The organism is Lactiplantibacillus nangangensis, from assembly GCF_005405065.1.
Classification (GTDB): domain Bacteria; phylum Bacillota; class Bacilli; order Lactobacillales; family Lactobacillaceae; genus Lactiplantibacillus; species Lactiplantibacillus nangangensis.
Genome location: NZ_BJDI01000004.1, coordinates 190,514 through 214,104, shown reverse-complemented (window position 1 = coordinate 214,104; position 23,591 = coordinate 190,514). Strand labels below are relative to the sequence as shown.

23 protein-coding genes, 4 tRNA genes and 1 rRNA gene are annotated in these 23,591 nt (G+C 43.4%); 25 read left to right on the top strand and 3 right to left on the bottom strand.

All coding sequences use genetic code 11. The annotated features are described in order from the left end of the window. Nucleotides 1–148: 148 nt before the first annotated feature. From rrf to FFM70_RS05860, 7 genes are all read left to right on the top strand, one after another. A 5S ribosomal RNA gene (rrf, locus tag FFM70_RS05890) occupies nt 149–265 on the top strand. Nucleotides 266–271: 6 nt separating this feature from the next. Beyond that, nucleotides 272–344, top strand: a tRNA-Asn gene (locus FFM70_RS05885). A 45-nt stretch (nt 345–389) separates the two neighbouring features. Then, nucleotides 390–462, top strand: a tRNA-Thr gene (locus FFM70_RS05880). 959 nt (nt 463–1,421) lie between these two features. Further along, nucleotides 1,422–2,894 carry a peptide MFS transporter gene (locus tag FFM70_RS05875; protein ID WP_137615914.1) on the top strand — a complete coding sequence of 491 codons (1,473 nt, stop codon included), beginning with the start codon at nt 1,422–1,424 and terminating at the stop codon, nt 2,892–2,894. 67 nt (nt 2,895–2,961) lie between these two features. Further along, complete coding sequence (locus FFM70_RS05870; protein ID WP_137615913.1) at nt 2,962–3,795, top strand: metallophosphoesterase; 834 nt, start codon at nt 2,962–2,964, stop codon at nt 3,793–3,795. 68 nt (nt 3,796–3,863) lie between these two features. After that, a tRNA-Tyr gene (locus FFM70_RS05865) sits at nt 3,864–3,946 on the top strand. 9 nt (nt 3,947–3,955) lie between these two features. Beyond that, a tRNA-Gln gene (locus FFM70_RS05860) sits at nt 3,956–4,027 on the top strand. A gap of 146 nt (nt 4,028–4,173) precedes the next feature. On the opposite strand, the gene FFM70_RS05855 is transcribed toward FFM70_RS05860, so the two are convergent. Both FFM70_RS05855 and FFM70_RS05850 read right to left on the bottom strand, forming a co-directional pair. Next, nucleotides 4,174–5,319 (bottom strand): site-specific integrase, encoded by a 1,146-nt coding sequence (locus FFM70_RS05855; protein WP_171002305.1) that lies wholly within the window; start codon nt 5,317–5,319, stop codon nt 4,174–4,176. A gap of 56 nt (nt 5,320–5,375) precedes the next feature. Further along, complete coding sequence (locus tag FFM70_RS05850) at nt 5,376–6,008, bottom strand: helix-turn-helix domain-containing protein (protein WP_137615912.1); 633 nt, start codon at nt 6,006–6,008, stop codon at nt 5,376–5,378. Nucleotides 6,009–6,160: 152 nt separating this feature from the next. Between FFM70_RS05850 and FFM70_RS05845 the strand changes: the two genes are divergently transcribed. The 15 genes from FFM70_RS05845 to FFM70_RS05780 all read left to right on the top strand — a co-directional run bounded on the left by FFM70_RS05845 (nt 6,161) and on the right by FFM70_RS05780 (nt 16,719). Further along, nucleotides 6,161–6,364: a helix-turn-helix domain-containing protein gene (locus FFM70_RS05845; RefSeq protein WP_137615911.1), complete on the top strand. Its 204-nt coding sequence runs from the start codon at nt 6,161–6,163 to the stop codon at nt 6,362–6,364. A gap of 12 nt (nt 6,365–6,376) precedes the next feature. Then, nucleotides 6,377–7,051 (top strand): Rha family transcriptional regulator, encoded by a 675-nt coding sequence (locus FFM70_RS05840; protein ID WP_137615910.1) that lies wholly within the window; start codon nt 6,377–6,379, stop codon nt 7,049–7,051. A 32-nt stretch (nt 7,052–7,083) separates the two neighbouring features. Continuing rightward, nucleotides 7,084–7,371, top strand: coding sequence for a helix-turn-helix domain-containing protein (locus tag FFM70_RS05835; protein ID WP_414672092.1), 288 nt, complete (start codon nt 7,084–7,086; stop codon nt 7,369–7,371). Between the two features lie 147 nt (nt 7,372–7,518). Further along, nucleotides 7,519–7,836 carry a hypothetical protein gene (locus FFM70_RS05830; protein WP_137615908.1) on the top strand — a complete coding sequence of 106 codons (318 nt, stop codon included), beginning with the start codon at nt 7,519–7,521 and terminating at the stop codon, nt 7,834–7,836. Nucleotides 7,837–7,984: 148 nt separating this feature from the next. After that, nucleotides 7,985–8,383, top strand: coding sequence for a hypothetical protein (locus FFM70_RS05825; protein ID WP_137615907.1), 399 nt, complete (start codon nt 7,985–7,987; stop codon nt 8,381–8,383). Nucleotides 8,384–8,397: 14 nt separating this feature from the next. Beyond that, on the top strand, nt 8,398–8,619 hold the full coding sequence (locus tag FFM70_RS05820) for a hypothetical protein (protein WP_137615906.1): 222 nt from the start codon (nt 8,398–8,400) through the stop codon (nt 8,617–8,619). 13 nt (nt 8,620–8,632) lie between these two features. Further along, a complete protein-coding gene (locus tag FFM70_RS05815) occupies nt 8,633–9,412 on the top strand; it encodes a bifunctional DNA primase/polymerase (RefSeq protein ID WP_137615905.1) in 780 nt (259 codons plus the stop codon). Nucleotides 9,413–9,453: 41 nt separating this feature from the next. Next, a complete protein-coding gene (locus FFM70_RS05810) occupies nt 9,454–10,842 on the top strand; it encodes a virulence-associated E family protein (RefSeq protein WP_137615920.1) in 1,389 nt (462 codons plus the stop codon). A gap of 258 nt (nt 10,843–11,100) precedes the next feature. Next, nucleotides 11,101–11,472 carry a DNA replication protein gene (locus tag FFM70_RS05805; protein ID WP_137615904.1) on the top strand — a complete coding sequence of 124 codons (372 nt, stop codon included), beginning with the start codon at nt 11,101–11,103 and terminating at the stop codon, nt 11,470–11,472. A gap of 779 nt (nt 11,473–12,251) precedes the next feature. Further along, nucleotides 12,252–12,566, top strand: a complete 315-nt coding sequence (locus FFM70_RS05800) for a hypothetical protein (protein WP_137615903.1) — start codon at nt 12,252–12,254, stop codon at nt 12,564–12,566. Nucleotides 12,567–12,571: 5 nt separating this feature from the next. Further along, nucleotides 12,572–12,694, top strand: a complete 123-nt coding sequence (locus FFM70_RS14040) for a hypothetical protein (RefSeq protein WP_263390601.1) — start codon at nt 12,572–12,574, stop codon at nt 12,692–12,694. A 534-nt stretch (nt 12,695–13,228) separates the two neighbouring features. Continuing rightward, a complete protein-coding gene (locus FFM70_RS14085; protein WP_137615902.1) occupies nt 13,229–13,324 on the top strand; it encodes a type I toxin-antitoxin system Fst family toxin in 96 nt (31 codons plus the stop codon). A 624-nt stretch (nt 13,325–13,948) separates the two neighbouring features. Continuing rightward, nucleotides 13,949–14,740, top strand: coding sequence for a pyrroline-5-carboxylate reductase (gene proC / locus FFM70_RS05790; protein ID WP_137615901.1), 792 nt, complete (start codon nt 13,949–13,951; stop codon nt 14,738–14,740). Nucleotides 14,741–14,855: 115 nt separating this feature from the next. Then, on the top strand, nt 14,856–15,992 hold the full coding sequence (nagA, locus tag FFM70_RS05785) for an N-acetylglucosamine-6-phosphate deacetylase (protein WP_137606360.1): 1,137 nt from the start codon (nt 14,856–14,858) through the stop codon (nt 15,990–15,992). Nucleotides 15,993–16,017: 25 nt separating this feature from the next. Further along, entirely contained in the window at nt 16,018–16,719 is a 702-nt protein-coding gene (locus FFM70_RS05780; protein WP_137615900.1) for a GntR family transcriptional regulator, read from the top strand. Nucleotides 16,720–16,776: 57 nt separating this feature from the next. Here FFM70_RS05780 and FFM70_RS05775 read toward each other — a convergent pair whose 3' ends face one another. Next, the gene (locus FFM70_RS05775; protein ID WP_137615899.1) at nt 16,777–17,517 is read right to left on the bottom strand and encodes a WecB/TagA/CpsF family glycosyltransferase; all 741 of its coding nucleotides are present in this window, start codon (nt 17,515–17,517) and stop codon (nt 16,777–16,779) included. A gap of 158 nt (nt 17,518–17,675) precedes the next feature. On the opposite strand from FFM70_RS05775, the gene FFM70_RS05770 reads away from it, so the two are divergent. The 3 genes from FFM70_RS05770 (at nt 17,676) to FFM70_RS05760 (ending at nt 23,572) form a co-directional block, all read left to right on the top strand. Further along, entirely contained in the window at nt 17,676–19,145 is a 1,470-nt protein-coding gene (locus FFM70_RS05770) for a nicotinate phosphoribosyltransferase (RefSeq protein ID WP_137615898.1), read from the top strand. Nucleotides 19,146–19,159: 14 nt separating this feature from the next. Then, a complete protein-coding gene (gene nadE, locus FFM70_RS05765; protein WP_137615897.1) occupies nt 19,160–19,987 on the top strand; it encodes an ammonia-dependent NAD(+) synthetase in 828 nt (275 codons plus the stop codon). A 930-nt stretch (nt 19,988–20,917) separates the two neighbouring features. Then, nucleotides 20,918–23,572: a cation-translocating P-type ATPase gene (locus FFM70_RS05760; protein ID WP_137615896.1), complete on the top strand. Its 2,655-nt coding sequence runs from the start codon at nt 20,918–20,920 to the stop codon at nt 23,570–23,572. Nucleotides 23,573–23,591 lie beyond the last annotated feature (19 nt).

Below are 23,591 nucleotides of genomic sequence, written 5' to 3'. Positions count from 1 at the left end.
CAGGTAGATAGGTTAGAAGTGGCAGCACGGTGACGTGTGAAGCGGACTAATACTAATCGGTCGAGGACTTAACCAAGTAATTGGTGTTCAGGTTCATAGGAAGAATAATTTGATATTAGCTAGTTTTGAGAGCACAAGTTCTCAGTAGTGTGGCGACGATGGCAAGAAGGATACACCTGTTCCCATGTCGAACACAGAAGTTAAGCTTCTTAGCGCCGAGAGTAGTTGGGGGATCGCTCCCTGCGAGGGTAGGACGTTGCCATGCGAATATTCCGACATAGCTCAGTTGGTAGAGCGCTTGACTGTTAATCAAGATGTCGACGGTTCGAGCCCGCCTGTCGGAGTGACAGATGTTAGCCCCTACGGTGTTGACATCTTTTTTATATCATGCCGGCTTAGCTCAGTTGGTAGAGCATCGGTATCGTAAACCGAGGGTCATCAGTTCGACTCTGGTAGCCGGCACTTGTTGAGACGAGACATGCTTCTCGTCTTTTTTTATTAAATGGAATGATGAAACGTGAGTTCGGGAGAAATTCCGAATTCTTTTTTAGTACTTCCAGATAAATAGGATATTTTCAAAGTTAAAATACCCCACAAAATTAGGTTGGCTGTGTCACAGGGCGATACCGACCAAAGCAGTCCAGCTTCGTGTAGGACAAAATAGGCCGGTACGGCAAAGCCAGTGGTCACATTGTTTGTGGAAAAACGGATTTAGCCGTGTCAGCAAATAGAGCGAAGGCGTTTGAGTGCATGGTGCAAAAAATGAATTCTCGAAAAACGAGCCGTCGTTTTTTTAACGCTTCAATACCGTCAATTATTGTGTGCTCACGGGCCTGCACGCGTGCGAAGACTATACGTCCATACACTGTAAAATTAGCCAACAGTGCCTTTGAGGCGGTCAACAACTTAATATTATAGTAGGAAACTCATGAAAGGTTGAACGAGAGCTGTGGCGATTTAGTTGTTATCTTTATGGCTAAACGATGATGATCACAATTGTTCAGAAGCCAATTGAATGATATCGAAGTCAGCAATTCTCGACCGTTATAGGATTCTGATGGCAGTCAATTTTAGCCCGAAATAAATTTGTTTAATTAGATTTCAACACAAAAATAAATTGATTTTAGCGGTATGAACGCCAGATAACCGATTTATAAAATTAGAAATCAATGTTATGAATAAATTTATGCAAGCGCTTAAGATTGCCTAAAATACTCGATTTTAGTAATTTGACGGGCTTTTGACTAACAGCAGTTCTATGAGAAAAGCTTTCATTAATGTGGATAAAATTAGAAGTTAATTAAATCCGTTGTTGAATAAGATTAAGGCTAGTATAATAGTTATTATGTTTAATTAAGAAACGAAATTTGTTACTTTTAAACGAAGTTTGATCTGCTTGATGAAGTTTGGAGGAAATTTAATTGGATAAAGAGCAAAAACTGGATCGGTCGTTCTTTGGCCAACCCCGCGGCTTGCGGACGTTGTTCTTCACTGAAATGTGGGAACGATTCAGTTACTATGGGATGCGCGCACTGTTAATTTTCTATATGTACTACAGTGTTGCTAAAGGTGGTCTTGGCTTTGACCAAGGGACTGCCGCATCGATTATGTCGATCTACTCAGCGTTAGTTTATGTTTCCAGTGTTCTGGGTGGATTCTTATCAGACCGGGTTTGGGGTAGTCGCAAGACCGTCTTCATTGGTGGGGTCCTGATTATGTTGGGCCACATCGTCTTATCGATTCCAGCCGGTGTTAGTACCTTATTTGTTTCAATTGCTTTGATTGTGATTGGGACTGGGTTATTAAAGCCTAATGTTTCTGATATGGTTGGTCAATTATATACGGCTGAAGATAGCCGGCGGGATGCCGGTTTCAGTATTTTCGTTTTCGGAATTAACTTGGGTTCATTAGTTGCCCCTGTTTTGGTTGGTCGGATTGGTTTAGGCGTGAACTTCCACGTCGGCTTCTCATTGGCTGCCATTGGGATGTTCTTCGGTTTACTTCAATATTACTTTGACGGTAAGAAGAATTTAAGTACAGCTAGCTTATATCCAACTGATCCATTAGAACCTGGCGATTTGAGTAAAGTCGTTCGGCGGACTCTAATTGGTATCGTTGGTTTAGGCTTAGTTCTACTCTTAATGCAATTAATGAATGCTTTAAACCTCAACAACATTATTACGTTAATTAGTGTCTTGGTCATCTTAACGCCAATTGTTTACTTTACGTTGATGTTAACTTCTGACAAGACTAATGCCAAAGAACGGTCACGCGTTCGGGCTTACATTCCATTATTCATTGCTGCAGCTTTATTCTGGGCAATTGAAGAACAAGGTTCCGCGGTCTTGGCACTGTTTGCTGCCGACCGGACTAGTTTGAATCTTTTAGGCTGGCATTTGGCTGCCTCTGATTTCCAAATCTTGAATCCACTGTTCATTATGTTATATACCACACCATTTGTCTTGTTATGGACGAAGTGGGGCAAGAAACAACCAAGTTCACCTGCTAAGTTTGCAGTTGGGTTGGTCTTTGCCGGGGTCTCGTATTTGATCATGGCCATGCCAGGCTTCTTCTTCGGGACTAGCGGTAAAGTTAGCCCATTGTGGTTAGTCGGTAGCTGGGCCGTTGTCGAAATCGCTGAAATGTTGATTTCGCCAATTGGGTTGTCAGTGACGACTAAATTGGCACCAAAGACGTTCGCTTCTCAGATGATGAGTATGTGGTTCCTGACCGATGCGGCTGGGAGTGCTTTGAACGCGCAAATCGTGCGTTTCTACTCAACCAAAACAGAAGTGCCATACTTTGCCACGATTGGGATCGTCAGTGTCATCTTGGGGATTATTCTCTTTATGATGGTACCAATGATCAAAAAGTCGATGCAAGGGATTCGATAAAAACCTATTTTTGAAAAGGTATGTTATCTTAGTGATAGCATATCTTTTTTTATTTGGAGTGACTGAGTTGATTCGAGTGGCATTTACAAGTGATAATCATTTTGATGTGAATAGAGTAGATGCCAAAGCCATGATGCGTGCCCAGGCTGAAGTGTTATTGACAGCGGGGGTCCAAGTGTATCTGATTGCTGGCGACCTATTTAATGACTTCCAGCAAAGTCAGCAGTACGTGGTTGATTTGCAGGCCTTATTAGGCTCACAGACGCGGGTTTACTGGGTCGCTGGCAATCATGACATGGTTCATGGAATTTCGTTTGATGAATTGGAAACAGGGCAATTTGCCGGGTATTTGCATAATCGGTATGTGGATCTGCCAAACAGTCATTGGCGAATTATCGGTCATAACGGGTGGTACGATTATCATTTCGCCGATCAAGTTCCCGAGGCCACTGCGGCAGATTTTCAACAGTGGAAGCGAGCGTTCTGGATTGACCGGGCGATTGAACAGCCGATGAGTGATCCAGAACGGGCCAACTTGATGTTAACCCAGCTAGAGGCCCAATTAGCGTTGGCCAAAGTGGCACACAAGCATGTTATTTTAATGACCCATTTTGTGCCTAAGATTGACTATCTGCGGTTCACAACGGATAATCGGTTTTGGAATATGGCCAACGCTTTGATGGGAACACCGAGACTGGGGGCCTTGGTTGAACGTTATCAAGTTGCCCATGTGCTGTTTGGACATTTACACGTCCACCCCCAACCCCGGAAGTTTGCACAGACTATTTATTACGATCAAGCAGTTGGTTATGGCCGTCGCCGATTGAATGAATGGCAAGAAACGACTTTCATGGCTGAATGGCAACGAGACCTTAAAATATTAGATTTAGAAGAAAAATAAAAAAAGTTTGTAAAATGGCTTGATTTTTTATTCAAAGTTTTGTATTCTAATATAGTTGAATGATTCACGGAGGGGTAGCGAAGTCTGGCTAAACGCGGCGGACTGTAAATCCGCTCCTTCGGGTTCGGTGGTTCGAATCCACTCCCCTCCATTTTATCATTGGGCTATAGCCAAGCGGTAAGGCAACAGGTTTTGATCCTGTCATGCGCTGGTTCGAATCCAGCTAGCCCAATAGAGGTTTGATAATAGTCGTTAACGAGAGCTAAAAAGCTTGAGTTAACGGCTTTTTTTATTTTTATGTTGCACAATATGGTGCAATAGGGCACAAATAAAATGCACCACGACTGCACCAAAGTGCACCAATAAGTGCACCACGGATTATATATCCATGTAGCGAGCCAACTTAGTAGCCGCTTCATTTTGCTGTTTCTTCGTAACGTGTAAATAAATAGCCTGTGTGATTTTTAGATCAGCGTGGCCGAGGGTCTTCGATACTTCATTGACGGATGCACCGGCTTCAAAAGCCAGCGTACAAAAAGTATGCCTAAAAGCATGAATTTTTATACGTCTTAGGTCGTAAGCAGTGCAGATACTTCTATTCCAATGATCGGGCATTGAGGGCGCTAAAGGCTGATTGTTGCCGCTAGCGAATACCAATTGTTTAGGGTCGTTGGCATTGTAACCCAATTCAAAGTATTGCCGTGCTTGGGTCATCTTCCATTTACGCAACCATTGCAGTGTTTTAGGGTCAACCGTGATAGTGCGAAAGCTACTATTGGTCTTAGGCGTTTGCACAACGAGCCGCCAGCCTTCCCCTAGTGATTGAGTTTTATTGATGGTTAATTCGTTGCTGCTGAAACTAATATCACGCCACTGTAAGGCCAGTGCTTCGCCACGCCGTAACCCAGTAAAGGCAAGCAGCCGAAACAGCATGAACGCTTGTGGATTGTCATAATCGTAGGCACATTCTAAGAAGTGAGCCAGTTCGGACTTTTCGTAGAATTGAACGGCCGTTGTTTCAACATGGCTTTTCTGTTTAGGGATGCTGGTTTTAGACATAGGGTTGCGGGTGGTAAGTTCCATCCGTACCCCAAAATCAAAGACGCTTATGACATACGTTCTAAAACGGCGGTACTGCTTTAAACCGTCTGTAAGCCACGTATGAACAATTGACTGGCATTGAGCTACACTGATATTCTTAACCCGTTGCGAGCCTAGTACGGGCAAAATATGCAGCCTGAATATGTCTGCTGTCTTCGCCCAAGTCGATTCTTTTACCCGTTGCTTATAATCTTCCTCGAACCATTTAGAATACAATTCCTCGAACGTTAGATCGTTGGTTGCAACGAACCCCCGTTTTTGAAAGCTGATTTGTGAGTTAGAAGTCCATAATTGGGCTTCTTTTTTTGTCTTAAAGCCACGTTTATGCACGCGTTTAGGCTTGCCGGTGGGGTCTTTCCCAATGGATGCGAAAGCTTCCCAGTATTCGCCTGTTGAGTTCTTATATTTACGATAGGTTGCCATGATTGATTATTCCTTTCATACCATGCTGGCAGCGGGGTATGTATGGAATATGGGTATTAAAATGGTAAAACAGGTAGGCCAAGTGTCGAAACCGTCCATGATGAAAAATCAGTTGAATCGGAAGCAGTGTTTAGTGCTGCAGTTACTTTTTCTTGCAGTATTTGTCTGAATTTTGTTTCAAGTGACGATAGCAATTCAATTTCTGAAAAATATTTGTCCCATGCTTCCTGAAAAGTTGGGCTTGAACTGTCGTCAATGTTTATGTCGATTTCGTCGTTTTCATCAAGTGGAAAATCTTCTGCACCTTTATGGGTTACTGGGCTATCCAATTTGGCACTCATTTCAACTACAGAAATAGTTTGTCCACGCTTAGTAAATTTTGCAAAAACATCCGCTTCATATACTTGTACTTTTTGTTCCCATTCCAATACTTCATTCGTGTATGAATATGCGTCCACTTTTGTGGTTTCAATATCAATTGAAACATCATAAGGTGAATAAATAAAAAAATCAGCTGGAGTTACGTTTAAATACTGACAAAGTGTGTTAATCGTATCGAATTGAATCATTTTACTGTCATTGTTTGTCAAGCTTGAAATAGTAGACCTCGCGATACCTGTATCGCTTGAAAGTCTGGTTGCTTTAATCTTCCTTTCAGCCATTAATGTTGCTAATTTATTACTAATCATTTTTACACCTCGTTTAATTGAAATTGTAGCACAAATGCTTCAAATTGAAAACATAATCAATAATTAGGCTTGATTAATTATTCAAAATGAATTATATTTAGCATGTTGAACGCAAAATGAAGCGTTAATGCTAAAAAAAGGAGTGATAGGTGATGAATAATAACTTTTCTGAAATTTTAGGCAAAAAGCGATTGAAAATATCAACTGTGCATCAAGATACCGGTATTGCACGCTCAACTCTCACAGCATTGTATTACACACATCAAAATGTAAGCTTGGTTACTTTAAAAACGCTCTGCGATTACTTACAGATTCCATTAAGTGAACTAATCGAATACACACCACAAGCCAAGTAAGGAGGGCGAACAATGAACCTAGTTGAGTTGACCAGTAAGCGACTGGACGCCGAACCGTTTACGACTTCGGATGTGATTGCTGAAAATGTGGGGTTAAGCCACCGATCACTAAAACGAACAATCACTAATCATAAAAACAGGCTTGAACATTTTGGAAAGATGCGAACCACATTCACACCTTTATCAAGTGGGCAAACATCCGTTTCATATCAGTTAAACGAGCGGCAAGCTATGCTATTGTTCTTCTATTTGAGTAACACGCCACAGGTAGAAGAGTTTCAGGAACGGCTAGTTAATCAGTTTTCATCAATGAAGCGAGCTTTAATTGAACAGCAAGCCAAGTATGAGTTAGGCAAGGTTCTTAATAAGAGTTTAGCTACCGCAATCAAAGAAAGCCGGATTGATATGCACGGCTATGAGTACAGCACCTTTCAACGACTGATTTATAAAATGGCGTTGGGCGTTAGCATTAGTGATTTGAAGAAAGCTCGCGATATTAAGCGCGGGGAGTTGATTACTCATTACCTTTCAGCGGATGAAGCCCAAGCCACGGCATTGATTCGGCAGCGAGTAAATACCTTGCTTGATGTTGGTATGAACTACCAAGAAATTAAGCAGGCATTGAGTATTAAAGGTGTTATCTATCACATTCAATTGAGCTTACCGGCCAAGGCCGCAACGAGGTAGCTAGCGGCAGGCAATGAGGGGAGGTGATTAGATTGAGTGAACCAATTGCGGTTATTTTGGGAGATGAACAGGCCGCGGCCTTGCGTGACTTCGTATATAAGACGGTCAGTGATTCGGTGGCCGCGGCTAAGCGTGATGCGGGTGTTAGTCAAAAATGGCTTAGAAAGACACAAGCCGCAAGTTATGCAGGCGTCAGCACTGGGACATTCGGTAGTTGGGTTAAAGAGTACAACCTACCGTGCCACATCATTAACGGAGCAACGTTATTCAATAAGAACGACATTGACCGGTTTATTAATCACAACGGCAATTTAAAGTAAAAAATCCATGCTGGCAGCGGGTACTGTTGTGATTCGATTTACTGGAAAATACTGGAATTGTTAGAAATTGTTAGAAATTGTTAGAAATTGTTGGAAAATGTTGGTCTGGATTAGTTCGGTGGCCAGTTTTAAGAGGGGTGCTAACGGATGGTAAACAAGGATTTTAAATATCCGATTGAATTAGATCACACGGCATTGAAGCGTTACAGCAGTGTGCAATTTGGTTTAATGCGAGCGTTGAATGATATTGAGGGCGAGAAAGCCGGAGTTGTTTATATGCAAGAACGAAACGAGGAACGTAGGCAGTCATTTTCAAAGTTAGAGTATAACCCATTGCTAACTGCTGATTACCGTGCATTGGTTGAAACGGTGGCGGATGATTTAGCCGACCGAATGAAGCGGCTTAATAAGACATCCGTAGCAATAGAGACCGCAAAAGAGTTTATGAACGATCTATTACAGTAAATTGGGAGTATTGACCATGATTGAGAGTACAAAAAAATCCGCGCATAACTTTGGCGAGCTGCACGGACTTCGGTTTGAAAGAGAATGTTTTAAACCTTTTTGTGCCTTCATTATAGCAAACAATTGCAGCTAGATGAAAGGTGATTGAATGATGAAAATTGAAATTAAACAGAACGATCTAACAGTTATCAAAGAAGCTTGCGAGTATGCCAGCCAACAATTGGAACAGGCGGGCAGGGCATACGATTCAATCATTGCTATTTGTGATCTGATTCACCCGGGGTTAAGGGCTATTGCTACCGGTAACGAGAACTATTTTAAAGCGGATGTTAAACGCCTTAGAAGTATTGTAGAGGATCGAGAAAATACGATTTACAGTTCTATGATGGTATTTCAGAACATGGATGATTTGGCAATGGATATTGACGAAAAGACCGCCCATATCGGTGAAGCAATTGAGGACATTAGCAACGCAATTAACCGAGTTAATGTTGACGGGAACCCAGTTAATAACGGTGTTAATGACGTTTTAACCGGTGAAAACTAAGGGGGCTGCTGATAATGAATAATTCAAGGATTCAATTGCAACGAGCTAAGACAACAATTAACGCCACGTTGGTTCAGTTAGATTACTTACAAGAGCTTGCCGACCGGTTAAATATGACACCTAAGCAGCGGTTAGCCATCCGCCAACAGATTCACAATATCAAAGTGAACAATGCCGGTGCTGCGGCCATGATTGATGCTGCTAACGTGATGCCGGTTGTTGGTCAAGTAGTATAGGGGTGGTGAGATTATGACGCAATCAGATACCCAAGCCAGAGCGCTAAAGTTAGCCCGTGACGGCTTGCCGGTGTTTCCCTTATCAAGTAACAGTAAAGTGCCGTTAAAGGGTACAAAAGGCTACCTAGACGCCACAACTGACATTGCGACGCTTGCCGGTTGGTTTGAACACGTTCCAAGGGCAAACCTTGGGATGCGATTGGACGCCGCCAGTCTGTTAGTGGTTGATGTTGACCGCCACGGGGTAACTGATGGGGTGGCTACGCTGAAACAACTCAATCAAGACGGCAAGCAATTGCCAGCCGATACCTATATCGAAAAGACGCCTAATAACGGGTTACATTACTTCTTTACGGTGGCCGAGAAGTTGAGCATCCGCCGCAAGGTTAATCTATATCCATCCATTGACGTGTTACATGATTTCGTGTTGATCGCGCCAAGTGTAATAGACGGCCGCCACTATGAAGCCATTGAGCCGGTTAACTCAATTAAACCAGTGCCACAGTGGTTACTTCGTGATCTGCTACCCAGTCAACGGATGAATGAGACGCCAGAACACGCTTCTAATATTCGTAAGACTTGGGCGGGGCGATTGTTAGATGAATTAGTAACTGGTACGAGTGAGGGCAACCGAAACAGTTATCTGGCTTCGGTATTGGGAAAGATTCTCAATACTGGTTGCCAGAGTGAAACGGCCTACGGGCTATTACAATACGCCAACGACCAATTACAGCCCCCGTTACCAGACAAGGAGGTTAACACGATATTTAAATCGATTATTAAACGCATTTAGGAGGCGAGAGCGTGGCACAAGACAACGAAACAAAAGCGGCTATGCAGCAGCGAGACAAGCGTATTAATAACGTAACCTCAATAAAGGGAGCCGAATGGCAAGACCAATTGAGGAAGACTGATAGCGGCGGCATTAAACGCGGTTCGTTATTCAATATCAGGCTATACATTGAGAACGACCCCAATTTAAAGGGCGTGCTGGCTTATGATGAGTTTTCGGGTAAAGTCGTTAAGCTACGATCTAATAAAGTGACTGGCTTAGAAAAGGGTGATTGGCAAGACACTGACGACTCGCTATTGAGGGCGTATTTTGACGAACGGTACAATATACTGTTTTCAAAAGATAATGTTTTTGACGCCATGATACGAGTGGCTAGGTTACATCCATTTGACCCCGTTAAAGATCGCATTGAAGCGGTAAAGTGGGACGGCACTCCGCGAGCTGAAACATTCTTTATTGATTATCTGGGAGCAGAGGACAACCACTATACACGGATGGTTACGCGTAAATGGTTAACCGGTGCTGTGGCGCGAGTTTACCGACCGGGCGTTAAGTTTGAAATCATTCCCATGTTAGATGGCGGCCAAGGCTTAGGCAAAAGTACCACGGTTAAAAACCTGTACCCCGCCTATTTTAATGACAATCTGAAAACAATGGGTAAACAGAAAGATGATTACCAGAAGTTAATGGGTAGCTGGATCATTGAACTGGCTGAATTATCCGCCATGCAAAAGACTGACATTGAAACCATGAAGAATTTTACCAGTGCAACATCCGACTACTACCGCAATAGCTACGGGCGTTATGCTACCCAGCATCCGCGGCGGAGCGTATTTATTGGGTCAACTAATCAGCATGACTTCTTAAAAGACGTAACCGGTGAACGCCGTTTCTATCCAATAAGATGCGGCATTACCCCAGCCACTAAGAACCCGTTAGCGCCGGATGATGCCGACATTTTGCAGACGTTGGCCGAGGTTAAAACGTGGGTGGATACCGGCGAGCAGCTTTATTTTGATAAACAGACTCTAAGTGAAGCCAAGCACTACCAGCAAGAAGCCCAAGTAATAGACCCCATGAAAGATGCGATTGGTGATTACCTTGAAATGTTAGTACCGACTAACTGGGATGAACTAACAATTAGCATTAAGCATTCGTATTTCACGGCAATTCAAAACGGTGAGAGCATTCCTAGCGACTGGCTAAACAATCAATTAGACAAGAGCCGTGAGTTAATGAAACAGACGGCTACCCGCGAAATATTGGCGGTTGTTTTTGATAAGCAAACCGAAAAGTATCTGGGTGGCCGGACTAACAGTGACGCTAAAAAGATTAAGTTAATCATGGATAATATGGCGGGATGGAAGTATAAAGAAAACATTGTAATTAATGGGAAGCGTGGCCGCGGCTATCAACGTGTTACCAATTAATACTAACTCTTTATTAATTTACCTGTGTATAGTGTGTAACCTGTGTAAAGGTTGATATATAAGGATTCTTAAATAAGGGTACGTGTGTATAACGTGTGTTAACCCGTGTAAAAAGGCAGTTACACACGTTATAACACGATAAACACGGGTGTACGTTGATGGAAATACCGTTATATCAATGTTTTACACGCCTACACAGGTACACGGGTATAGATCGCAACAAGTAGTAAAAAGTAGTAAAAACTAGGAGGTAATAAAATGCCGTTATCAATGATTGAATTTAAAGTGTTGAGTATCTTACCGCGTGGGGCTGGTTATCCGATCACGACCCGCAATATCTGCAAGGCTACTCAATTGAGTGTGCGAGACGTTAGGGCAGCGGTTAGTAATCTGATTGGATTGCACGGCGTCCCAATTGTAGCGAACCGTAACGGCCATAGCAGTGGCTTGTTTATCGCTACGGATGAGGATGAACTCAATATCGGTATTGCCAGTTTTAAGAGCCAAGTAACCACTATGAATGCTCGTATTAGTGCCATAGAGCAAGCAGACTTAGACGGGTGGGAAAGTCAGTTAAGACCTGACATTGAACGTATAAGCAGCGGAAGCCGTCATATTCAAGGGGCATAAATGAATAATTTAGCCATCACTTGCAATCATGCAGGAGGTGGCTTTTTACTTGCGAAATTCGGTATCACAATACGAAATACCGTACTTAACATTGTGGGGCTAAAAGCCCGCCACTGGCGTAACGGTCAGAAATGTCTATGACGTACCGACCTAATAAAACCTTATGTTTTAAGAGGGGATTAATTATCATTACACCCTGTGAACTACTTGACAAAACATGACATTTTTTTGTTTGGTTACTACACTGCTTAACGTTAGTAGTTGTTAGCATGAAACAATGATGCAAAATGTGGGAAATTGTTGGAATTATTTTCTATGCGGATTCTAGACTATTCGGGCAACCATATTTAAAGGTGTCATTTGTAATGCAACCTTTTAGAACCTGCAAAAACCTGCAATAAAGGTTTACAAAATGCGACATTTTGGGGCTTTTTAAGTAGTGTGATTACTTGTAAGAACCTTGATTTATAGGGGCTAGTTAGACTATTTGAATGTTGGTCAATGTCAGATTTGTCGCGTTATAAAAAAGGGTATTGGATAAATAGGCAATAGGGGGTATGAACATTTTTGATAGTAGGGTAACTAGCTTAGAAGTTGTTGGGTTACTAGTTGGGTTACTTTTGGGGTGCTAGTTGAGCTACTCTGATGTAAATAACTAGGTGTGATGATATAATAACTATATCGGGATTAACCGTAGCGCGGCCATTGGTGGCGTTACTTATAAGGGGAACGTTTGCGGGGTGGCTAGCGTTCCTTTTTGTGTATCGGAGTGAATTTTAATGGAGCAATGGTATAAGGATGCACGCGACCAATTAAATAAATACCAGTTTTATTATCGGATCGTTAACAGTGCTACGTTTCCAAAGCGTGGGAATGAACGAGCCAGACGGATGCAATACTGGTGTGAAGCTGTGGCAACGGCTGTTAACCGATTACCAGATAGGCAAGCAGCGTTGTTACGTTATGAGTTCCTAGAACTTAACGGCGGCCGACTGGTGGCACAACGGCAATTGCAGGTAGCGAATAGCCAGTATTGCAGCATCCGCAAGCAAGCTATTGCCAACTGGTGGGAACTAGTTAATCGGGGGAGGTGATTAGATTGGATGAATTACAAGCAATGATTCAAGACCAAGACGGCGTTACTGCGGCACTGATGAACGACTTAGGTTATAGTGATGGTGAAGTAGCTGTGGCCATGGATAAATACAACGCTACTCATTAAGCGCGTCAGACAATCACAGTAATTAACAAGAGTAGTTTCAAGTACGGTTGTAATTGGTGAGTTACTCCGCAATGGTGTGTTAAGCTATACAATTTCAAAACAACACAGATCATAATAAGTCATGGCAATGCCATAGCACCGCTATTCGTAAATGATAGCAGTGCTATTTTTATTGGAGCGTTGAAACGTAACGCGATATTCTTGTTCGGTGGATGGCTGTTTGAAATAAGTGGGAGAAAGTCAGAGCTTTAAGCTAGTTTAATTGTACTGTTGAAATACTTATAAACGTTGATATATAAATGGTGGCCGTGATTTGTTGTGAACTGTATTGGTTGAAAGCCTTCATTAAACAGTAGGACGGATGCCGCTACGAACATGTTACATGAACCACGCTGACATTTGTGACACCCTAAAAAAGGACAATTCGGACATATCGGACACCAATAGAGGGGCTAAGGTGGATTGTATTGCATTATCACTAATCGTACTGGATAATAGGGGAGTTGCCTACCTATACCGTGTAACGGTTGGGAGGTGATCACATTGTTGCAGTATTTTTTCGCCCCGCTTGCGGTTGGCATATTGATTGCCTTGTTTACGGACTGGTTAGACCGTAGACGCCACAAGTAAAACAGATTAGGCAACAATCTAACCCACCCGTTTATTACATAAGCGTAAAAAAAGCCCCTCAACTACTCCACATAGTTGGGGGACTTGGTGTCCACATTGAAACAATATTTCTTCGCAACATCATTATAACAGGTATGCTATATCAAAGTAAAAGAAATATATTTCATACAAGTTGTGATTGTCAGCGGTTCTATGTAATACTGCCAGCATGGTTTAATTGTGTGTTATCTTATGTGTTTTTATCGTTTTTAGAAGTAAAATGCACCAAAAAGTGCACCACGGGTATCTTTTTACCGTTTTAACAGGCCGCCAGCCTTGATATAGCGGTTTTTCATTCTTGTACTGGTTCGAACCCAGCTAGCCCAACTACCAAACAGTCACTCCGGTGGCTGTTTTTTTGTGTCTTCATACGGGATTTATGAATTTATATTAATATACTGATTCGAAAAAAATGAAGGAGGCAGCTTTTTCCAAACTGAATTAAGTTTTACCTTTGGAATCGTCGAGGCTATTGGTATAGTGAAACTAAGCAAGAATTACAAGCGCTCAAGCTTTACAAAACAAGCGATTATTTGTACGATAAAATTTAAAAGATTGAATTGGTTAATTGAAGGAGTTTAAGAAATGAAAATTGGATTTATTGGTGCCGGCAATATGGGTCGGGCTATTATTGATGGCTGGTTGAAGACTAAGGCCGTCGCCCCAGACGATTTATTGATTCACAGTGCACATACTGCTAGTTATGAACCTTATGCGCAAGCGAACGGCTTACATGCACTAGCTTCCAATCAGGCGGTCGCTGAGGCGGCTGACGTGATTGTCTTGGCAATTAAGCCGGATATCACTTTGGATGTCTTAAAGACCATTAAACCAGCAATTACTGCTGGAAAATGGGTCATCACAATGGTTTCAGGACTTAATTTGTCAGATTATGAGGCGGCAGTGGGTAAATTACCGATTTTACGAATCATGCCGAACGTCAATGTTGCCATCGGTGCGGGTATGACGGCTTTAATTGGTAATGACAGTTTGACAGCTGAACAATACGCTGCCGGGCAAGCGTTATTCAATGCCATTGGTGAAACGAGTGAAATTGCTGAACAAGATTTTAGTACCTTTTCAGCCCTTGCTGGGAGTTCGCCAGCCTACGTGTACTTTTTCATTGATGCCATGGCTCGAGCTGGGGTCAAACACGGTCTAGACAAAACAACAGCGACTAAGATTGCAGCACAAGCGACATTAGGCAGTGCTAAAATGGTTTTAGATTCAGACAAAATTCCGTTTGAGTTGGTTGATCAAGTTTCTTCACCAGGTGGGACGACGGTTGCTGGTCTATTGGCGATGGAAGAAGCCGGGTTTATGACTGCTGTAGTCAAAGGAATTGATGCGACGATCGCCAAGGAACTCGGTGAGTAAAGGAGCCAATTATGGGTTGAATTAGCCCATTACGCGATAGTTCAGTCTCTTTGTGGTTGCATATTTGGTCTATACCGATTATAATGAAACCAGTAAATCCAAGGAGGAATTGTTCATGAGCAAAGTTTTAAAACATGCCATCATTTATACCGGTCTAGAAAAGATCGATGACGGCTACATTCGTTTCGGTAAGGAAATTGAAGCGGTCGGGCCAATGGACGAGTATGTTGCCCAACCTGACGATGATATTGAATTTGTCAGTGGTAAGACAATCGTACCTGGTTTCATCGATGTGCATAGTCACGGTGGTTATAGTTTTGATTCAATGGATGGTAATCCAGCTGAAATTAATGAAATGGTCAACGATATGGTGGCACGTGAAGGAATTACGTCATACTTCTGTACCACAATGACCCAATCTAACGAAAACTTGGATCATTCCATGGCCGGCATTAACAAAGCCGCCCAAGAAAATCCTGTGATCCAAGGGGTTCACTTGGAAGGCCCATTCATTTCAGCAACTTTTAAAGGTGCTCAACCTGAAAAGTATATCAAGAATCCAAATGTTGACTTACTCGATAACTGGAATAAATTATCTGGTGGTCGCGTTAAGTTGATCACGTATGCACCAGAAGATCCTGGTTCGCGTGAATTCGAAAAGTATTGCTTGGAAAATGGCATCGTGCCTTCAGTTGGGCACAGTAATGCCACTCGTGAACAATTATTAGCAAGTAAAGCAACCCACGTGACCCATTTATACAATGCGCAACGTGAATTCAAGCACCGCGAACCTGGCGTTACCGGTCATGCCATGCTTGAAAATAACATGTATTGTGAATTGATTTGTGACGGCTTCCATATCGTGCCTGATATGATCAAGTTGGCATACGAACAAAAGGGTGCTGATCGGATCGAATTGGTTACCGACTCAATGCGTGCCAAAGGTGAACCCGATGGTATCAGTGAATTAGGTGGTCAAAAGGTTATCGTTAAAGACGGCCAAGCCCGGCTTGAAGCTGGTAACTTAGCTGGTTCTGTGTTAACTTATATCAACGCCTTCAAGAACGTGCAAAAGTTCACTGGCTGTGGCATTTTTGAAGCGGTTAAGATGTCGTCAGTTAACCAAGCTAAAGAATTTAAATTAACTTCCAAAGGGACTTTGGAAGCAGGTAAGGATGCGGATATTAACGTTTTGGATGCCAACCAAGATTTAGTCGCAACTTACAGTTATGGTAAAAAAGCAGTTAAATAAATAATAGAAGTAAGGGATGAGACCCATGAGTTCGCCAATTTATATTCAAATTCATAACCAAATCAAACAAGCCATTGAAGCAGGACGCTGGGCGGTCGGTGATCGCATTCCATCCGAGCGAGAATTGGCTGGTCAATTTGATGTGAGTCGGATGACGTTACGCCAGGCGATTCAAACCTTGGTTGATGAAGGGATACTAGAGCGGCGAGTCGGCGCTGGCACCTTTGTTGCGAATCAAAAAGTGCAGGAAAAGATGTCTGGTGTGACCAGTTTTACTGATTTAATGCTGGCTCAGGGCAAGGTACCTTCTAGCAAAACGATTTCCTATCATGTGACGAGCCCGTCACTTTCTGAAAGTGAAAAGCTCGCCTTGCAACCAAATGAACAAGTGCTACGGATGGAGCGGATTCGCTATGGCGATGATGTGCCGATTTGTTTTGAGGTTGCTACGGTACCGGAACGTTTGGTTAAACAATTTACTAAAGATGAAATTACCAGTTCGTTGTATCGGACTTTGGAAGCTAAGGCCGGTTTTGTGCCTGGTAAGGCCCAACAAACCGTTTCTGCGATGTCAGCATCAGAACGAATTGCGGAATATTTGTCCGTTCGGCGTGGTGACGCGTTGTTACGGTTAAGACAGATTTCCTACTTGCAGACTGGTGAACCGTTCGAATACGTGCGGACCCAGTATGTTGGTAATCGGTTTGAATTTTATCTCGAAAAATAAGACATTTAAATTGAAAAGCGATTCACCAGTTTCAGAAAAAACTGATGGATCGCTTTTTTATGAGTTATTTTGTTGTTTAGCAATCTTTTTAACGAGTCGTAAATAGCGTGGCAAGACCAACATCCGTTTAAATCGGCTGGGTTCTTGGATCAAACGATATAGCCATTCGATATGGTGCTTTTGCCAAAACTTTGGCGCCCGTTTAACTGCTCCGGCAATGACGTCAAAACTACCACCGACCCCCATCCAAAGTCCATCGATGCGATGACGATATTTAGCAATAAAGAATTCTTGCTTGGGAAAACCGGTCGCAATGAAAATCATGTCTGGCTTGGCAGCGACGATTTGGTCAGCAACGGCGGCTTCGTCAGTATAATAACCGTCTTGCGCGCCGGCAATGACAAGGTTTGGCGCTGTTTGCTTTAATTTAGCCACGACCTGCTTTAAAACAGCTGGTTTAGCACCTAATAAGAAAACGCGTTGATGTTGCTCAGAGCCCCATTGGAGCAAGTCTAGTAAGGTATCATAGCCGGTGATGCGTTCCGGTAGTGGCGTTCCAAGAATTTGAGCACCTTGAATGACCCCAATACCATCCGGCGTGATGTAGTCGGCTTGGTGTAAGACCCGTTGATAATCGGGATGCTCACGAGCATACATTAAAATTTCAGGATTAGCGGTGACGACAAAGCGATTCTGATGCGCTAGCACATCTTGTTCCAACTGACTCAAAAAGGCCTGGTTAGTCGTGTTAATAAACGGCACAGTTAAAATGGAAACAGTATCAAATGGTGCAGTCATAGGCGGCCTCACTTTCAAATATTAACTAAAGTATAGATATTTCAGCAATTTATGCAACTTTTTCAGGTGCTTACATTCATTAGTTTTCAAAAAAATGATAGAATAGGCTTAACTAAAAATAATGTCGTTTACAACCTACGAAATGGAGAATTAAACTCATGACTCAAATCTATCCGGATGATAGTTTAACCTTGCATACGGATGCTTATCAGATCAACATGATGCAAACTTATTGGGAACAGGGAATTCATAATCGACACGCGGTGTTCGAAGTCTTCTTTCGGAAGATGCCGTTCCAAAATGGCTATGCGATTTTTGCTGGTCTTGAGCGAGTAGTTAATTATATCAATAATCTCCACTTTACGGATACGGATATTGCGTATTTACGTGAAGCCGAAGATTATCCAGAAGGTTTTTTGGACTATTTAAAGAATTTCAAGTTTGATGCCACAATTCGGTCAGCCCGTGAAGGGGATCTTGTTTTCAATAACGAACCTTTGATGCAGGTTGAAGGCTCATTAGCGACATGCCAACTGATTGAAACGGCTTTATTGAATATTATCAACTATCAAACGTTGATTGCCACTAAAGCCGCTCGCATCAAGTCGGTCGTTGGTGAAGAAGATGGCTTGCTTGAATTCGGAACACGCCGGGCACAAGAAATGGATGCTGCTATCTGGGGCACGCGGGCCGCTTATATTGGTGGTTTTGATGCGACGAGTAATGTGCGTGCCGGAAAAATTTTTGGCATTCCGATTAGTGGAACGCATGCGCATGCCTTGGTACAAACGTACCGAAATGACTATGCGGCATTCAAAGCTTACGCTGAAACACATCATGACTGCGTCTTTTTGGTAGATACTTATGATACGTTGCGCAGTGGAGTACCATCCGCGATTAAAGTTGCTAAGGAAATGGGTGACAGAATCAATTTCCAAGGCGTCCGGATCGATAGCGGTGACATGGCCTACCTCTCAAAGCGTGTGCGTGAACAGTTAGATGAAGCTGGCTTCCCAGATGCGAAAGTCTATGCTTCCAACGATTTAGATGAAAAAACGATTCAAAACTTGAAAATGCAAGGGGCCAAGATCAGTGTTTGGGGTGTTGGGACTAAGCTAATCACGGCTTTTGACCAACCGGCACTGGGCGCTGTTTACAAGATGGTTTCCATTGAAGATGACAATGGTAAGATGGTCGATACGATCAAGTTGTCAAATAATGCGGAAAAGGTCTCAACGCCTGGTCGCAAACAAGTTTGGCGGATTACGAAGCGGGCTGATGGTAAGTCTGAAGGAGACTATGTGACCCTTTATGATGAAGACCCACGGAATGAAGAATCGATCTACATGTTCCACCCAAGTTATACGTATATCAATAAGACGGTCAGTGATTTTGATGCGCGACCAGTTTTGATTCCGATTTACGATCAAGGTAAGCAAGTTTATCAATTGCCAGCTTTGAAAGAAATCAAGCAGTATGCTTATGATAGTCTGGATTCCTTATGGGATGAATATAAGCGGGACTTGAATCCACAAGATTATCCAGTGGACTTATCACAAAAATTATATGATCACAAAATGAACATTATCCACTCAGTCCGTGACTGGGTAAGCAAAAAAGATTACTAGGAGGACCTTTACCGATGCGGCCATTACAAACTGAAATTATCGATGCCTTACATGTTAGCCCCAAAATTGATCCAGAAACTGAAATCCGACGTAGTGTGGATTTCTTAAAGGCATACTTAAAGAAGAATTCTTTCTTGAAAACGTATGTCCTAGGCATTTCGGGTGGCCAAGACTCCACGTTAGCCGGTAAAATGACTCAGATGGCTATCACTGAAATGCGTGCCGAAACTGGCGATGACGATTATCAATTTATCGCCGTACGGTTGCCTTATGGTGATCAAGCTGACGAATCTGATGCGATGGATGCAATCAAATTTATGCAAGCCGATGTCGTTGACCGAGTTGATATTCAACCGGCTACGGACGCGATGGTTGCGGCTTTGGAAGCTAATAATTTAACAATTCACGATTTTAACAAGGGTAATATCAAAGCCCGTCAACGGATGATCGTGCAATACGGGATTGCTGGCGAACGCCACGGTGCCGTCGTTGGGACTGATCACGCCGCGGAAGCTGTCACTGGCTTTTACACGAAGTACGGTGATGGTGGTGCTGATATCGTGCCATTGTATCGCTTGAATAAGCGTCAAGGTCGCGCCATGCTGGAAGTCTTACAAGCACCAGAACACCTTTACAAAAAGGTGCCAACAGCTGACTTGGAAGACGACCGGCCAGCGTTGCCTGATGAAGTTGCCTTGGGTGTGCATTATGATGACATCGATGACTACTTGGAAGGCAAGGACATTGATCCTGTTGCTGCTGAAAAAATCGAAGCTTGGTATTTGAAGACGGCACACAAACGCCATGCGGCTATTAATGTTTTTGATGATTTTTGGAAATAATTAGTGTGAGTGGATCGCTGACTGCTGAAAAGTGGTTGGCGATTTTTTTACGCTGGTGAAACTTGCCGTTCCGGTTGGTCTGGCTGAGGCTGGAACGTGGTGGCCACGGTTGTGAGCCACAGGGCGGTCTCACAAGCCGGGCTTTCACTAAGTCGGCAAGAAACGCCAACTAAGTGAAGTTTCACCACTGAGCCTCAGCCAGCCCAACCTGCGCTAAGTAACGGTTTTTTGTGATATCGATTAAAAGTATTTTTGACTGAAATATTTGAGAAAGTTGTCAGTGATAATTGTTACCAGTACGCCTTCAGAGTGGTCGTAATTATTAGTACGGTAATCGGTTGAGACTCTGGAGTAGTTTTGCTCTGGTTTGGAAGGTAGTTTAGAATTAAACATCAAAGTGGTTCTAAAAGTCGGTCTTTGTTAAGGCTAGATTTCTGAATTGTAGCGAAGTTTGTTGTGGTTAAAAGTTAGTTTCTGTCTTTGAACTAGACATCAAAAGAATGTGGATTTAACGTCGGGCGGGCTAAAATTGGCTCAGTGGTGATTTTTATCTTAGACGGTGGGTTGCCGTCTTAGATAAAGCCCGGCTTGGAAGACCGTTCTTTGGCTTCCAAACGTGGCCACCGCGTTCCAGCCAATTTTAGCCCAACCAGAGTGGCAAGTTTCGCATGTTATTGTAAGTATCGTGAGCTCCAATCAAAAAATAATCGTATCAGTAGACAGTCCGCAGGGAATCTGTTATATTAACGGTACAATCATAAGGGAGTAACTAGCAGTGTAACTGCGGCAATATCGTCAGCAAGAAACCAATCCGGTATTGTCTTAAATAGTGAGACTTATGTATGTCACAATTACACGTGCATACATGGGTCTCATTTTCTATATCTAGTTGATTTAGAAGATGAGACTCGGATGCGAGGAGGAGATACCATGTCGAAACAACCTAGGTACCAACAACCGTTAGAGGCGATTTATCAGGACTTGAAAGCTGATGACCGCGGATTACAACAAAGTGAAGCCAGTCAACGTTTGGCACAATATGGGCATAACGCCTTGAACCAACAAAAGACGACTTCAATGCTCCAAAAATTTATCGCCCAGTTTAAGGATTTTATGATTATCGTCTTACTGGCAGCCGCGCTGATTGCGGCCTTTACTGGTGAAGTCGTGGATGCGGTCATTATCCTACTGGTGGTCGTGCTGAACGCGATCTTCGGGGTCTTCCAAGAATCTAAAGCTGAAGAAGCTATTAATGCCTTAAAAGAAATGGCCGCACCAGATGCAACGGTTTTACGAGACGGTGACTTTAAGACTGTCAAAAGTGATGAATTGGTGCCGGGTGATATTGTTACCTTAGAAGCGGGTGACATTGTTCCGGCTGATTTACGCTTAATCGAAAGTGCCTCACTGAAGGTCGAAGAATCAGCTTTAACCGGTGAATCTGTGCCAGTTGAGAAACAAGCTGAAACATTGACAGCTGGCGATTTAGCCATCGGTGATCGGCTCAATATGGCGTACATGAATAGTAACGTGACGTATGGTCGGGCCACTGGGATGGTGGTCGCTACTGGGATGCAAACGGAAGTTGGTCGGATTGCTGGTATGATCGAAGCGGCCGATGAAACCACAACGCCACTGCAAGCCAACTTAACGCAACTTGGCAAATCGTTGACGATTTTAATTTTAGTCATTGCGGCCGTAGTTTTCGGCATTGGGATGCTTCGTGGTAGCGAGAGCTTGATCAACATGCTATTAACGGCGATTTCTTTAGCCGTCGCGGCGATTCCAGAAGGGTTGCCCGCCATTGTCACGATTACGCTGGCATTAGGAACGCAACGGATGGCTAAACGCCACGCCTTGGTCCGCAAATTACCAGCAGTTGAAACTTTGGGGAGTACCGATATTATTGCTTCAGATAAAACTGGGACTTTAACCCAAAATAAAATGACCGTTGAAAAACTTTATGTCAATCAAGAATTGGTCGATGCGCGTCCAACTCATTTACCAACAGATAGTCACCTGGCTCAAGTGATGATCTTAAGTAATGATACGAAAATTATGGCGGACGGTTTAGCTGGTGACCCCACTGAAACGGCCTTGGTGCAATATAACTTGGATCAAGATTATCCTGTCGATCAATTATTAAAGGATCGCCCACGGGTCAGTGAAGTGCCTTTTGATTCGGAACGGAAATTGATGTCGACGGTTCACCCACTCGCCAACGGTAAGTTTTTAGTTGCCGTCAAAGGGGCTCCGGATGAACTGCTCAAACGATTGACGGATGTTGAAATTAATGGTGAAGTCGTGCCATTTACAAAACCGCTGCGTGATCAAATTTTAACGACGAACCATGATTTAGCGACGCAAGCCTTACGGGTTTTAGCCTTCGCCTACAAAATCATTGATGTTGTGCCAGCTACTGTCAATTCTGACACGCTGGAAAATAACTTGATTTTTGCTGGGATGGTCGGGATGATCGACCCTGAACGGCCAGAAGTTGCCCAAGCTGTCGTGGAAGCTAAATCAGCCGGAATTCGCCCACTGATGATTACTGGTGACCACCGTGATACGGCCGAAGCCATTGCGGTTCGCCTTGGGATTATCGATGCCGGGGATGATGCCGCCGTGATTACTGGGGCCGAGCTTGATGAGATGAGTGACGCTGAATTTGGCAAAAAAGTTGGGGATTACTCGGTTTATGCGCGGGTCGCACCTGAGCATAAGGTTCGCATCGTCAATGCTTGGCAAAAACGGGGCAAAGTCGTCGCCATGACTGGTGACGGTGTCAATGACGCCCCAGCTTTAAAAGCGGCCGATATTGGTATTGGGATGGGGATTACTGGGACTGAAGTGTCAAAAGGTGCCAGTGATATGGTCCTCGCCGATGATAACTTTGCGACGATCGTGGTGGCAGTTGAAGAAGGGCGTAAAGTTTTCGCCAATATTCAAAAAGCCATTCAGTACTTGCTCTCGGCCAACTTAGGGGAAGTCTTGACCTTGTTCATGATGACCATGCTTGGCTGGCAAATCTTAGCGCCTGTGCATATTTTGTGGATCAACTTGGTCACTGATACCTTACCAGCGATTGCGTTAGGGGTCGAACCGACCGAAAAGAATATCATGGCTCACAAACCACGTGGTCGGAATTCGAACTTTTTCTCAGGTGGTGTGTTCTCAAGTATTATCTATCAAGGCTTGTTAGAAGGTGGCATTACGTTACTGGTTTACTGGTTGGCAATCACGTATCCAGTTCATGCTAGTGCGAGTTTGGCGCATGCTGACGCCTTAACGATGGCGTTTGCTACGCTAGGTTTGATTCAGTTATTCCACGCGTTTAACTCGAAATCGATTCACGAATCCCTATTTACGGTCGGGTTATTCCGCAACAAGTTCTTTAACTGGGCCATTTTAATCGCGTTTGCGCTCTTAGCCATGACGATTATGGTGCCAGGCTTCAACAGTCTGTTCCATGTGTCTCATTTGGACGCTTACCAATGGGGCATCGTCTTCGCGGCTTCCATTGCGATGGTAGTCGTCGTTGAAATTGTTAAGTTCTTCCAACGCCGTCATTTACGGCAAGCATAAACCAGCTGAATGGGGTAAA

Coding starts and splice junctions, on each gene's coding strand:
- nadE (WP_137615897.1), top strand. CDS start 19,160: ATGCGGCCATTACAAACTGAAATTATCGATGCCTTACATGTTAGCCCC.
- FFM70_RS05845 (WP_137615911.1), top strand. CDS start 6,161: ATGAATAATAACTTTTCTGAAATTTTAGGCAAAAAGCGATTGAAAATA.
- FFM70_RS05810 (WP_137615920.1), top strand. CDS start 9,454: ATGCAGCAGCGAGACAAGCGTATTAATAACGTAACCTCAATAAAGGGA.
- FFM70_RS05840 (WP_137615910.1), top strand. CDS start 6,377: ATGAACCTAGTTGAGTTGACCAGTAAGCGACTGGACGCCGAACCGTTT.
- FFM70_RS05760 (WP_137615896.1), top strand. CDS start 20,918: ATGTCGAAACAACCTAGGTACCAACAACCGTTAGAGGCGATTTATCAG.
- FFM70_RS05800 (WP_137615903.1), top strand. CDS start 12,252: ATGGAGCAATGGTATAAGGATGCACGCGACCAATTAAATAAATACCAG.
- FFM70_RS05815 (WP_137615905.1), top strand. CDS start 8,633: ATGACGCAATCAGATACCCAAGCCAGAGCGCTAAAGTTAGCCCGTGAC.
- proC (WP_137615901.1), top strand. CDS start 13,949: ATGAAAATTGGATTTATTGGTGCCGGCAATATGGGTCGGGCTATTATT.
- FFM70_RS05780 (WP_137615900.1), top strand. CDS start 16,018: ATGAGTTCGCCAATTTATATTCAAATTCATAACCAAATCAAACAAGCC.
- FFM70_RS05855 (WP_171002305.1), bottom strand. CDS start 5,319: ATGGCAACCTATCGTAAATATAAGAACTCAACAGGCGAATACTGGGAA.
- FFM70_RS05805 (WP_137615904.1), top strand. CDS start 11,101: ATGCCGTTATCAATGATTGAATTTAAAGTGTTGAGTATCTTACCGCGT.
- FFM70_RS05775 (WP_137615899.1), bottom strand. CDS start 17,517: ATGACTGCACCATTTGATACTGTTTCCATTTTAACTGTGCCGTTTATT.
- FFM70_RS05850 (WP_137615912.1), bottom strand. CDS start 6,008: ATGATTAGTAATAAATTAGCAACATTAATGGCTGAAAGGAAGATTAAA.
- FFM70_RS05830 (WP_137615908.1), top strand. CDS start 7,519: ATGGTAAACAAGGATTTTAAATATCCGATTGAATTAGATCACACGGCA.
- FFM70_RS05820 (WP_137615906.1), top strand. CDS start 8,398: ATGAATAATTCAAGGATTCAATTGCAACGAGCTAAGACAACAATTAAC.
- nagA (WP_137606360.1), top strand. CDS start 14,856: ATGAGCAAAGTTTTAAAACATGCCATCATTTATACCGGTCTAGAAAAG.
- FFM70_RS05825 (WP_137615907.1), top strand. CDS start 7,985: ATGATGAAAATTGAAATTAAACAGAACGATCTAACAGTTATCAAAGAA.
- FFM70_RS05770 (WP_137615898.1), top strand. CDS start 17,676: ATGACTCAAATCTATCCGGATGATAGTTTAACCTTGCATACGGATGCT.